This is a genomic window from Caulobacter flavus (genome assembly GCF_003722335.1).
GTDB lineage: Bacteria > Pseudomonadota > Alphaproteobacteria > Caulobacterales > Caulobacteraceae > Caulobacter > Caulobacter flavus.
In genome coordinates, this window is sequence record NZ_CP026100.1 from 2,025,458 (window position 1) to 2,037,123 (window position 11,666).

The 11,666-nt window shown below is 71.5% G+C and carries 12 protein-coding genes and 2 pseudogenes; 10 read left to right on the forward strand and 4 right to left on the reverse strand.

Features of this window, described 5'->3' with window-relative positions; translation table 11 throughout:
- Positions 1–100 precede the first annotated feature (100 nt).
- From C1707_RS09495 to C1707_RS09505, 3 genes are all read right to left on the reverse strand, one after another.
- Positions 101–820, reverse strand: coding sequence for a hypothetical protein (locus tag C1707_RS09495; RefSeq protein WP_101713836.1), 720 nt, complete (start codon positions 818–820; stop codon positions 101–103).
- On the reverse strand, positions 817–1,533 hold the full coding sequence (locus C1707_RS09500) for a DUF6250 domain-containing protein (RefSeq protein ID WP_101713837.1): 717 nt from the start codon (positions 1,531–1,533) through the stop codon (positions 817–819). Before C1707_RS09500 ends, C1707_RS09495 begins: the two co-directional genes overlap by 4 nt.
- Before the next feature lie 225 nt (positions 1,534–1,758).
- Positions 1,759–2,247 carry a YcgN family cysteine cluster protein gene (locus C1707_RS09505; RefSeq protein ID WP_101713838.1) on the reverse strand — a complete coding sequence of 163 codons (489 nt, stop codon included), beginning with the start codon at positions 2,245–2,247 and terminating at the stop codon, positions 1,759–1,761.
- Positions 2,248–2,300: 53 nt separating this feature from the next.
- Here C1707_RS09505 and pbpC point away from each other — a divergent pair, with 53 nt between their 5' ends.
- The 3 genes from pbpC to C1707_RS09515 all read left to right on the forward strand — a co-directional run bounded on the left by pbpC (position 2,301) and on the right by C1707_RS09515 (position 6,376).
- Positions 2,301–4,454 (forward strand): multimodular transpeptidase-transglycosylase PbpC, encoded by a 2,154-nt coding sequence (gene pbpC, locus C1707_RS09510; RefSeq protein WP_101713839.1) that lies wholly within the window; start codon positions 2,301–2,303, stop codon positions 4,452–4,454.
- Between the two features lie 340 nt (positions 4,455–4,794).
- Positions 4,795–5,286, forward strand: coding sequence for a hypothetical protein (locus C1707_RS27160; RefSeq protein ID WP_420808254.1), 492 nt, complete (start codon positions 4,795–4,797; stop codon positions 5,284–5,286).
- Positions 5,174–6,376 carry a DNA-packaging protein gene (locus C1707_RS09515; protein WP_420808255.1) on the forward strand — a complete coding sequence of 401 codons (1,203 nt, stop codon included), beginning with the start codon at positions 5,174–5,176 and terminating at the stop codon, positions 6,374–6,376. Before C1707_RS27160 ends, C1707_RS09515 begins: the two co-directional genes overlap by 113 nt.
- Positions 6,377–6,669: 293 nt before the next feature.
- Here the strand turns inward: C1707_RS09515 and C1707_RS26695 are convergent.
- A pseudogene (locus tag C1707_RS26695) lies at positions 6,670–6,951 on the reverse strand (endonuclease domain-containing protein); the annotation flags it as partial.
- A 25-nt stretch (positions 6,952–6,976) separates the two neighbouring features.
- Between C1707_RS26695 and C1707_RS09525 the strand changes: the two are divergent.
- The 7 genes and pseudogenes from C1707_RS09525 to C1707_RS09555 all read left to right on the forward strand — a co-directional run bounded on the left by C1707_RS09525 (position 6,977) and on the right by C1707_RS09555 (position 11,659).
- Positions 6,977–8,207: pseudogene (locus C1707_RS09525) on the forward strand (phage portal protein).
- A gap of 156 nt (positions 8,208–8,363) precedes the next feature.
- Positions 8,364–8,612 (forward strand): hypothetical protein, encoded by a 249-nt coding sequence (locus C1707_RS09530; protein ID WP_101713842.1) that lies wholly within the window; start codon positions 8,364–8,366, stop codon positions 8,610–8,612.
- Entirely contained in the window at positions 8,609–9,007 is a 399-nt protein-coding gene (locus C1707_RS09535) for an HK97 family phage prohead protease (protein WP_101713843.1), read from the forward strand. The genes C1707_RS09530 and C1707_RS09535 overlap by 4 nt, the downstream gene beginning before the upstream one ends.
- 153 nt (positions 9,008–9,160) lie before the next feature.
- Positions 9,161–10,396, forward strand: coding sequence for a phage major capsid protein (locus C1707_RS09540; RefSeq protein WP_101713844.1), 1,236 nt, complete (start codon positions 9,161–9,163; stop codon positions 10,394–10,396).
- A 156-nt stretch (positions 10,397–10,552) separates the two neighbouring features.
- The gene (locus C1707_RS09545; protein WP_101713845.1) at positions 10,553–10,825 is read left to right on the forward strand and encodes a head-tail connector protein; all 273 of its coding nucleotides are present in this window, start codon (positions 10,553–10,555) and stop codon (positions 10,823–10,825) included.
- Positions 10,822–11,217, forward strand: a complete 396-nt coding sequence (locus tag C1707_RS09550; RefSeq protein WP_101713846.1) for a DUF3168 domain-containing protein — start codon at positions 10,822–10,824, stop codon at positions 11,215–11,217. Before C1707_RS09545 ends, C1707_RS09550 begins: the two co-directional genes overlap by 4 nt.
- A 25-nt stretch (positions 11,218–11,242) precedes the next feature.
- Positions 11,243–11,659, forward strand: coding sequence for a phage major tail protein, TP901-1 family (locus C1707_RS09555; RefSeq protein WP_101713847.1), 417 nt, complete (start codon positions 11,243–11,245; stop codon positions 11,657–11,659).
- The last annotated feature ends 7 nt before the right edge of the window (positions 11,660–11,666 follow it).

The window sequence follows — 11,666 nt, forward strand, 5'->3', positions numbered from 1 at the left end:
GGGATGGTGGCCGATCAACCTTGAGTCGTCACGGGGAAGGGCGAGGATTTCGGAAGATTTCGAAGCCCTGGATCCTCCTCCTGAAGGGCAGGATCCAGCTTCAGCGCGCCTGCGCCTGCGCCAGCGCCAGCGCCGCGCGCACCACCTTGACCCAGGCCCCGTCGGGGCCGGAGACGCGAACGTGGGCGGGGCCAGGGATCTGGCTGGCGCGCCCCATGAACTTCACCTCGACCGGGGCGCGCAGCAGGCGGCCGGCGGCGTCGCGGAAGACCAGCAGGGTCATGCCCTCGCCGGTGACGAAGAGCGGGGTCTCGCAGGCGCCGGGGCCGGGCCAGGCGGCGAGGTCCTGCTGGTCGAGATGGTTCGTCAGATCGCGCAGCGGCATGTCGGCGGGATAGGCGACGCCGGGCGGCGGCGGGGTCAGGCGCACGCCGTCCAGGGTGAAGGTGTCGGCCGAGGCGCCCTTCAGCCGCTCGACGACGCGGTAGTGGATGCGCACGCCGTTGTCGGCCCAGTCCTCACGAGCGATCTTCAGCACTTCGTCCATGGTCTTGGGGGCGTCGGGCTCGTCGCCCAGCCAGATCGACCAGCCTTCGGGATTGCGCGTCCCGACCTCGAAGTCCGGGGTCAGGGCCTCGACCCGCACAAGGTCGATATAGGTCGCGGCCGCGACCATGGTCCGCGCGACCTTGGGGGGCGACAGCCGCGCCTTGGCCGGCCAGCTGGGCGCGGGTACGCAGGCCAGGGCGGCCGGCGCGGCGACGCAGACGGCGACGGGGGCGGCCAGGAGGGCCGCCAGGGCCAGAGCGCGCGGGGTCATGCCGCCTCCAGCCGCCACACGGTGAAATCCTTGAACCGCAGGCGGCTCCAGGTGGTGCGCAGGCCAAACCAGCCGGCGGCGTAGGGGTCCTGGTCGCGCATCTCGAAGAGCTTTCGGCCGTCGGCCCAATACTGGACGAGGCCGTCGTAGGCGACGAGCTGGACGGCCACCCAGCGGTTGGGCTGGAGCAGGGCCCGGGCGTCCTTGAGGTCGTGCTCGGGGAGCATCGGGCGGTCGCCGGGCCGGCCGACATAGCGGCGCAGGCGGGTGCTGGAATTGTAGTTGCCGCCCTGGCCCACATAGTAGGTCTTCAGGAGGTCGTAGCCGGCGAAGGCGCCGGTGCGGGGGCTGGCGAAGAGGTCGTCCGGGCTGCGGACGTCGGTCGCCATCCAGAAGGCGTTGAGGTCGCTGATCCGGTCGTTGCGGCCGCCTTCGTAGACGGCCAGGGCCTGGTATTCGATCAGCACGGGGCCGGTCAGGCGCGGCTTGAACCAGGCGGTGATCCCGGCCGGGGCGTCGAGCTCGAGGACGCCGTTCTCTGCCGCGACCTTGGAGGGCTGCTCGGCCTCGACGATCCAGTTGGCGAGGCTGTGGGTGAAATCGTCCGTATAGAGACGGTCAGCCTTGCGCCAGGGCTCGGGGCTTTGCGCGCGGGCGGTGGTAGCCAGCGGCACGGCGAGGGCGGAGAGGGCGAGGGACCGGCGGGTGAGCATGGGGGAAGCCTTAGCGTGAGCCTGGCTTCCAAGGAACCTCTCCCCGTGGGGGAGGCGATCGCGCAGCGATCGGTGGGGGAGTTGGCGCCGCCGCCTCGGAAGCTGAAAACGGCCCCTCTCCGGCCCTCCGGGCCACCTCCCCCAGAGGGGAGGATCTGGTCGGCGCTCTGGATGCTCCCCCCCTGGGGGAGCTGTCGCGGAGCGACTGAGGGGGGGTCTGGCTCCTCAGTCCTCGTCGGGCTCATACGGCCAGTCGCCCTTGTCGACCATCAGGTCGACAGCGACGAAGTCCATGGCGTCCTCGGGGTCGTCGAGGCTGGCTTCGCTGATGGTCTGGTCGCGGACCGAGACGCCGGCCTTGTGGGGGCTGTCGGGGTCGCCGGTGATCAGCGGGTGCCACTGGGGCAGGGTCTTGCCCTCGTGCAGGCGGCGATAGGCGCAGGAGGGGGGCATCCACTCCAGGTCCTCGATGTTGTGCGGCGTCAGCTTGATGCAGTCGGGCACGGTCTTGCGGCGATTGGGATAGTCGCTGCAGCGGCAGAGGTGGGCGTCGAGCAGCTGGCAGTGCACGCGGGTGGGGATCACCTCGCCGGTGTCTTCGTCTTCGAAGCGAACCAGGCAGCAAAGGCCGCAGCCGTCGCATAGACTCTCCCACTCGGGGACGGTCATCTGGTGAAGGGATTTCGTCTCCCAGAAAGGTTTGCGCGGCATCATCCGCGCGTCCTAAACCCAATCGCGACGAAGACCAACCGGACGCAACACCGCACGTGAACGACTGGACGCTGCCGCCCTACAAGTTCGACGACCCGCCCGCGCGCCCGACGCCGCCGGCGGGAGGCGGCTTCGCGCCTGTTCCGCCGCCGCCTCCGCAGCCGCCGAAAGGCCCGCCGCAGCGGCCGCCCGAAGAGCCGTTCCGGGCCGACCTGAAGCCGCCGCGCAAGCGGGGCGGCTGGGCCTGGGTGTGGATCACCCTGCTGGTCAGCGCCCTGGTCGGCTTTCTCGCCGTAGGCGGGGCGGGCGCCTATGTGTGGTTCAAGTACCTGAAGGACACCCCGGAGCTGCCGTCGCGCGAGGCGCTGTTCGCCGTCAACCGTGCGCCCGGCGTGCGGTTCGAGGACCGCAGCGGCCAGGTGATCGCCACGCGCGGGCCGCGCTACGGCCAGCGGGTGACGGTCAAGACCGTGCCCGGCTACGTGCCGCTGGCCTTCCTGGCGGCCGAGGACAAGCGCTTCTACAAGCACGGCCCGATCGACACCTACGGCATCGCCCGGGCGGCTTACGTCAACTGGCGCGCCGGCCGCACGGTGCAGGGCGCCTCCACCCTATCCCAGCAGCTGGCCAAGGGGATGTTCCTGACGCCCGACCGCACGGTCGAGCGCAAGCTGCAGGAAATGCTGATGGCCTGGCGGCTCGAGCAGGTCCTGACCAAGGACGAGGTGCTGGAGCTCTATCTCAACCGCGTGTTCTTCGGGGCCAACACCTATGGCGTCGACGGCGCGGCGCGGACCTATTTCGCCAAGCCGGCCAGCCAGCTGACGCTGTCGGAGGCGGCCCTGCTGGCCTCGCTGCCCAAGGCGCCGTCGCGCCTGGCCCTGAACCGCGACATGGAGGGGGCGCTGGCCCGCTCGCGGCTCGTCTTGGCCAACATGGAGAAGGAGGGCTGGATCACGGCGGCCGAGCACGCCGCGGCCCTGGACGACACCCCCAAGCTGTCGCCCGACGCGGTGAGCAACGAGGGCGACTACGGCTGGGTGCTGGACTACGCCACCACCGAGGCCATCCGCATCGCCGGCCAGAACGCGCCGGATCTCGTCGTGCGCCTGACCATCGACACCCGCCTGCAGAAGGCGGGGGCCGACATCGTGCGCCAGGCCATCGCGCTGGGCGGCCAGCACGCCGGCGCCAGCCAGGCCGCGCTGCTGTCGCTGTCGGCCGACGGGGCGATCCGGGCGATGGTGGGCGGCACCGACTACATCGCCAGCCCCTTCAACCGCGCGGTGCAGGCCAGGCGCCAGCCGGGCTCGACCTTCAAGCCGTTCGTCTATGCCGCGGCCCTGGAGAAGGGCGTGCTGCCCAGCGACATCCGCGTCGACGGGCCGGTGCAGTTCGGCAGCTGGAAGCCGGAGAACTACGGCGGCGACTATCGCGGGCCGATGACCGTCGAGCAGGCCCTGGTCAATTCCACCAACACCATCGCCGTCAAGCTGGCCCAGGAGGCCGGCGGCGCGCAGGTGGGGAACCTGGCCCGCCGGTTCGGGATCACCAGCCTGCCCGACCGGCCCGACCTGTCGGTGGCGCTGGGGGCCTACGAGGTGAACCTCTTGCAGATGACCTCGGGCTTCCAGGTCTTCCAGCTGGGCGGCCAGCGGGTGGAGCCCTACGTCATCGAGAGCATCACCGCCCAGGACGGCCGGCCGATCTACAGCCGGGGGCCGCTCGCGCCCGCTCAGGTCTACGACATCGCCAAGGCCAGCATGATGGTCAAGATGATGAAGAAGGTGGTCGACCAGGGCACGGCCAAGCGGGCGGCGTTCGGCTGGCCGGCGGCGGGCAAGACCGGCACCAGCCAGAACTGGCGCGACGCCTGGTTCGTGGGCTTCACGCCGGACTTCGCCACCGGCGTCTGGGTGGGCAACGACAACGACAAGCCGATGAACAAGGTGGTCGGCGGCGACATGCCGGCCAGCATCTGGCGGCGCTACATGCTGGCCGCGCACCAGAACCTGGCGATCCGGGATTTCCCGTGGCTGCTGCCCGATCCGGGTCCGCGAACCTCGCCCGATCCGAGGAACGGCTTCTACGAGACCCTGGCCTCGGAGTTCGCGCGTACGGCGTCGGAACTGGAGGCCGAGGCCGCGCAGGACGAGCCGGCCGACGACGGGCGCGGGCCGGTCCCGCCGCCGGAAGAGCTGCCGTATTAGATCCCTCTCTCCTTGAGAGAAGGGGCCGGGACCCAGGGAACTGGGCGCGGCGCGTGAACTCACCGCCCGTCGGCGGCCGGTGCATCGCCGGCGGCCCCTGGGTCCCGGCTCTGCGGTCCGCTGCGCGCACCTTCGGCCGGGATGACGGCTAGGGGCGGCTGGGGTGAAATCTCTCACCCTTCCCCTCTCGACGAGAGAGGGGTCCTAGGGAGCCGCCCGGACAGGGATAGAGCCGCGTCGATCCTCTGCGTGGACGGAAAAAGTTCGTGAGATAACAGTCGCTTGCAACTTTCTCGCGGGTCTGGATCAGACGGATCCACTGCTGTCGTAGACTTCTGTCATGGCCGAGAAAAGCGAACGCATCGACGTGCTGATGGACGAGATCCGCGACCTGGTCGTGGACACCTTTCACGGCGCCGCCAAGGAAATGCTGACCGAGGTGAAAGGTGAGCCGCCGAAGGCGCGGATGGAGGCGAGCAGGCAGGTCGCTCTCGTCGGGCGGCCGGTGGACATGCTCCACGCCGCCAGGCTGCGTTCGCGCAAGATCTCGGCCGCCAGGCAAGCGCGGATCGCCAAGGCGGTCGGCGAGGAGGTGGCGATGAATGACGACGAACCCTGGACCGCCGAACGATTGGAGCGGCTTCATGCCGCTATCGAGCGCCGACTGGGCGCTCCTGGATCCCTCGAACTCAAGCGACTGGTTGCGGAGCGCGCCAGACTTGAAGCGGTGGGAAGAAGCCTGGCTGCGGGGCTGGACGGCGCTGGATCACCAGAAGCCGCCGCAAGCGGCCTGGGCGACCTGGCTGATGCTGGGCGGGCGGGGCGCGGGTAAGACCTTCGCCGGGGCCGGCTGGGTGACCGACCAGGCAGCAAAGCCGTGCCGGATGGCGCTGGTGGGGCCCACCTTCCACGACGTGCGCGAGGTGATGATCGAGGGGCCGTCGGGCCTGCGGGCCATGGCCCAGGCGGGCAATCGCGTGCGCTGGGAAGGCTCGCGCCGGCGGCTGGTCTGGGACAACGGCGCGGAGGCCTACGCCTTTTCGGCCGAGGATCCCGACAGCCTGCGCGGGCCGCAGTTCCATGCGGCCTGGGCAGACGAGTTCTGCGCCTGGCCCAAGGCCAGCGAGACCCTGGCCATGCTGCGGTTCGGGCTGCGGCTGGGCGAGGACCCAAGGCTTGTGGTGACCACCACGCCGCGTCCGACCCGGGCGCTGAAGGTGCTGATGGCCGAGCCGGGCGTCGTCACGACGCGGGCGGGGACAGCGGCCAACGCCGGCAACCTGGCGCCGGCCTTCCTGGCCACGCTGGAGGGGCTGTACGGCGGCACCCGGCTGGCGGCCCAGGAGCTGGAGGGGATCGTCGTCGAGACCGACGGCAGCCTCTTTCGCGCCGAGGACCTGGCCAGATGTCGCGGGGCGCCGCCGGCGAAGTTCGACCGGGTGGTGGTGGCGGTCGACCCGCCGGCCACCGCGCGCGGCGACGCCTGCGGGGTGGTGGTCGCGGGCCGAAGGGACGGCCGCGCCTACGTGCTGGCCGACCGCACGGCGCGAGGGCTGTCGCCCAACGGCTGGGCGCGCCTGGCCGTGGCGGCGGCCGTGGATTTCGACGCCGACGCGCTGGTGGCCGAGGCCAACCAGGGCGGCGACATGGTCCGCACCGTGCTGGCCCAGGCCGCGCCGCCGTGCCCGATCAAGCTGGTGCGGGCGTCCGTGGGCAAACGGGCCCGGGCCGAGCCGGTGGCGGCGCTCTACGAGCAGGGCCGGGTGGTCCACTGCGGGGCGTTCCCGGCGCTGGAGGAGGAACTGATGGGCCTGGGCGACGGGGACCTTGGCCACAGCCCCGACCGGGCGGACGCCCTGGTCTGGGCGCTGAGCGAGCTGATGCTGGGCGGGGGCAGGGAGCCGCGGCTTAGGGTGGTGTGAGCGCCCTTCGGGCGACCCCCACCGGCCCTTCGGGCCGCCTCCCCCACAGGGGGATCGTTGCATAATGGGGTAAAACAAGAACGACTTTCCCCTTTTGATTCCGAACTGTTCTCGAACGGATTCTGGTCTGTTCTTCGACGTTCCGAATTTCGCAACAGTCCCCCACAGGGGGAGGTTCGGCGTTCAAGGGGCCTCCCCCTGTGGGGGAGGCGACCGCGCAGCGGTCGGTGGGGGAGTTCCGCACGGATCGTCGCGACGACGTCGTCGACCGATTTCAACACTTCGGCGGCGGGGATCCGCAGCGTGCGTATGCCGAAGCCGGCCATGTAGTCGTCACGAATGGCGTCTCGTTCGGGGCGGTCCTCGGTGTCGTGGGCGTAGCTGTCGATTTCGACGGCGAGCTTGAAGGCCGGGCAGTAGAAATCGAGCACATAGGGACCGAACGGGTGCTGGCGGCGAAAGCGCAAACCGTCCAGCTGACTGCCGCGCAGAGCCTTCCAGAGCATCATTTCGGGCAGGGACATGTCCTTGCGCAGGGCGCGAGCGCGTCGGACGAGCGGGTTTTCGTCGGGCATCGGCTGTCGCTCCCCCCACCGATCGCTGCGCGATCGCCTCCCCCACGGGGGGAGGTTCTCGATTGTCGCCTTCACCTTACATCGTTCTTCATTTGTTCTCAACCTTCACGGGAGCGCCCATGGCCCTCTTCGCTCGCCGGCGCGCGCCGGAAATCAAGGATTCGCGGGCCGCCAGGCTGGTGGCGCTGACCAGCGGCGGGCGGCCGCAGTGGACGCCCAGGGACTATGCGACCCTGGCGGCCGAGGGGTTCGGCAAGAACCCGGTGGCCTATCGCTGCGTGCGGATGATCGCCGAGGCCGCGGCCGCCGTGCCGCTGGCGGTGTTCCATGACGGGCGGCGCAGCGACGGGCATCCGCTGGCGCGGCTGCTGGCGGCGCCCAATCCCGAGCAGGGCGGGCCCGACCTGATGGAGGCGTTCTTCGGGCACCTGCAGGTGGCGGGCAACGGCTATCTGGAGGCGGCCGGCGACCAGCCGGGCGAGCTCTACGCCCTGCGGCCCGACCGGATGAGCGTGGTGCCGGGGGCGCGCGGCTGGCCGGCGGCCTACGACTACCAGGCCGGCGGGCGGACGGCGCGGATCGCCCGCGACGCCGACGGCTGGCTGCCGGTGCTGCACCTGAAGCTGTTCAACCCGACCAGCGATCACTACGGGGCCTCGCCGCTGGAGGCGGCGGCCTTCGCCATCGACGTGCACACCGCCTCGGGGGCCTGGAACAAGGCGCTGCTCGACAACGCCGCGCGGCCGTCGGGGGCGCTGGTCTATGGCGGCCGCGACGGCGACCGGCTCTCCGAGGAGCAGTTCGAGCGGCTGAAGGCCGAGCTGGCCAATGCGCACGGCGGGACGGCCAACGCCGGCCGGCCGCTGCTGCTGGAGGGCGGGCTGGAGTGGAAGCCGATGTCGCTGACCCCGGCGGACCTGGACTTCGTCGAGGGCAAGCACGCGGCGGCGCGCGAGATCGCCCTGGCCTTCGGGGTTCCGCCGCAGCTGCTGGGGATCCCGGGCGACAACACCTACGCCAACTATCGCGAGGCCAACGGGGCGTTCTGGCGGCACACGGTCGTGCCCCTGGCCGAGCGGGCGGCGCGGGCGCTGACGGCCTGGCTGGGGCCGAAGTTCCCCGGCGCGCGGGTGGCCTGCGACCTCGACGCCGTGCCGGCCCTGAGCGCCGAACGCGACGCGCTGTGGGCGCGGCTGGAGGCGGCGAGCTTCCTGACCGACGCCGAGCGGCGGCGGCTGGCGGGGTTGGAGGGTTAGTCGAGACCCTCTCCCCGAAGGGGGAGGTGGCCCGGAGGGCCGGAGAGGGAAGTCCCTTCGTCCTTCAACGTGTCGCCGCCTCCGCAATCACATCCCCCTCCGTCGGCTTCGCCGACACCTCCCCCTTCAGGGGGAGGGTCTTGGAAAGCGACTTCAATGACTACACCCAACCGCTGGCGGCTGGACCGCCAGGTGTCGGTCGCCGTGCTGGTGGCCGTGACGCTGCAGGCGGCCGCGGCCCTGATGTGGGCCGGGCGGGCCAGCGCCCGGATCGACGAGCTCACGAGCCGCCTCGACGCCCAGGCCCCGGTGGCCGAGCGGCTGGCGCGGCTGGAGACCCAGGCCGAGGCCACGCGCGCGGCGCTGGTGCGGATCGAGGCCAAGCTGGACGGGGGCGGGCGATGAAGGACGTGCGCATCGAGGGCTATGCCAGCCTGTTCTGGACCCGCGACCTCAACGACGACGTCACCGCCGCCGGCGCCTTCAAGGAGAGCCTGCAGGCCGGACCGATCCGCATGCTGCACCAGCACGACGAGGCCGAGCCGGTGGGCGTCTGGGACGAGGCGTTCGAGGACGCGCGCGGCCTGTTCGTCCGTGGGCGGATCATGTCCGCCACGCCGCGCGGGCGCCTGGTCGCGGCGCTTGTCGGCGCGGGCGCGCTGGACGGGCTGTCGATCGGCTTTCGGCAAGTGAAGGCGCGGCGCGACGGGGCGCTGCGGGTGCTCTCCCGCGTCGACCTCTGGGAGGTGTCGATCGTCACCTTCCCGATGCTGCCGGCGGCGCGGCTGCGGGTGGTTTGAGCACAGAGATCCTCCCCCCGAAGGGGGAGGTGGCCCGGAGGGCCGGAGGGGGAAGCAATCCCCGCGCCGGCCACTTCCCCCTCCGTCGTCCCGGCCTTCGCCGGGCCGACACCTCCCCCTTCTGGGGAGGGTCTTCCCAAAACGGAGAACTCCATGAAGGAAACCAAACAGGTCCCGGCCTCGCCGGAGGCCCGGATGGCGCTGGCGCAGATGCTGGCGGCGTTCGAGGGCTTCAAGGCGGCCAACGACCAGCGGCTGGCGGCCATCGAGAGCAAGAGCGCCCCGGGGAGCGCCGACGTGCTGCTGGAGGAGAAGGTCTCGCGCATCGACGCGGCCCTGACCAGCGCCCAGGACAGGCTGGACCGCATCCTGGCCGAGAGCCGCCGTCCGGCCCTGGCCGGCGAGGCCCCGGCCGCGCGGGTCGACGAGCGCAAGGCCGCCTTCGACCGCTACGTGAAGACCGGCGAGACGGCCGGTCTTGTCGAGGTGAAAGGCCTGTCGGAAGGCGTGGCCACGGCCGGCGGCTATGTGGCGCCGCCCGAGCTGGAGCGGCAGATCCTGCGCCGCCTGGCCGCCACCTCGCCGATGCGCGAGATCTGCCAGGTGCGCACCATCGGCGCGGGCACGTTCCGCAAGCCGGTCAGCCCCGCCGGCCTGGCCGCGGCCTGGGTGGCCGAGACGGCGGCGCGTCCGGAGACCACGGCGCCCACGCTGGACGTCATCGACTTCCCGGCCGGCGAGCTCTACGCCAGCCCGGCCGCCACCCAGGCCCTGCTCGACGACGCCTATGTGAGCATCGACGAGTGGCTGGCCGAGGAGGTGCAGGACGCCTTCGCCGCCCAGGAGACGGCGGCCTTCGTCAGCGGCGACGGCGTCAACAAGCCCAAGGGCCTCTTGGCCTACACCGCCGCGCCGGACGCCAGCTACGCCTGGGGGCAGCTGGGCTACACGGCCACCGGCGTTGCCGGCAACTGGCCGGCCAGCAACCCGACCGACAAGCTGATCGACCTGATCTACTCGGCCAGGGCGCAGTACCGCCAGAACGGCCGCTTCGTGCTCAATCGCCGCACGGTGAGCATGGTGCGCAAGTTCAAGGACGCGCAAGGCAACTACATCTGGAACGCGGCCCTGCAGCCGGGCCAGTCGGCGAGCCTGCTCGGCTTCCCGGTGACCGAGATCGAGGCCATGCCCGACGTCGGCGCCAACAGCATCGCCGTGGCCTTCGGCGACTTCGAGAAGGGATACCTGATCGTCGACCGCGCCGGGGTGCGGGTGCTGCGCGACCCCTATTCGGCCAAGCCGCACGTGCTTTTCTACACCACCAAGCGCGTGGGCGGCGGCGTGCAGAACTTCGACGCGGTGAAGCTGCTGAAGTTCTCGGTGAGCTGATGTGAGCCGCGCTGCCCTCCCCCTGAAGGGGGAGGTGGCGCGAAGCGCCGGAGGGGGAAGCCGCGCGGGCGACACCCCAGCCCCTTCCCCCTCCGTCGTCCCTCCGGGCCGACACCTCCCCCTTCAGGGGGAGGGTCTTCGAATACGGAAATCTCCATGCCCCATTCCGTGACCCTGGCGCAGGCCAAGGAGTTCCTGCGCGTGGGCGGGAGCGGCGAGGACGACCTGGTTTCCCTGCTGATCGACGCCGCCGAGGCGCGGGTCGGGCAGGCGGCCGGGACGATCCTGACGTCCGCCAGTCCCGCGCCGCTGCGCCTGGCCGTGCTGGTCCTGGCCTGCCACGCCTACGAGCATCGCGGCGAGCCCAGGCCGCCGCCGCTGTCGCTGGTCGAGCCGTGGATCGCGCCCTACCGGGAGGCGCGGCTGTGAGCGCCGAGGTCGCCCTGGCCGGGGCCTTGGCGCGGCTGCTGGCGAGCGCGCCGGCGGTGGCGGCGATCGTGGGGACGCGGGCGCATGCCGCTCCGCCCCGGATGCTGACCTATCCGTGCGTCAGCGTCGGCCGGATCGAGAGCCGGCCGGTCGGCGAAGGCGACCTGCTGGAGCATGTCGTCACCATCACCTGCGCCTCGCGCTTCGGCGGGCCGGAGGAGGCGCGGGCCATGGTCGCCGCCGCGCGGCTGGCCCTGCACGACGCCAGCCCGCCGGTCGAGGGCCGGGCGCTGGCCTCGCTGAAGGTGCGCTTCTGCGACGTGTTCGCGAGCGCCGACGACGAGCTGACCCTGGGCGTGCTGCGCGTGCGGGCCGTCAGCGAACCGGCCTGAATTCCAACCATCGAGGAGAACCGCCATGGCCGCGCAAGCCGGCAAGGACATGCTGCTGAAGATCGGCGACGGGGGCTCGCCGCAGGCTTTCGTGACGGTGGCGGGCCTGCGGGCCCGGACCATCAGCCTGAACGCCAGGACCATCGACGCCACCGACGGCGACAGCGCCGGGCGCTGGCGCGAGCTGCTGGCCGGAGCCGGCGTGCGCTCGGCCGCCGTGTCGGGGGCGGGGGTGTTCCGCGACGCGGCCTCGGACGCGCTGGTGCGCGACAGCTTCTTTTCCCAGACCGCCAGGACCTGGCGGCTGGTGATCCCCGACTTCGCCCAGCTGGAAGGGCCGTTCCTGGTCTCGGCGCTGGAATATGCCGGCCAGCACGACGGCGAGGCGGCCTTCGCCCTGACCCTGGCCTCGGCCGGGGCGATCAGCGTGACGGCGATCTGAGGAGAGC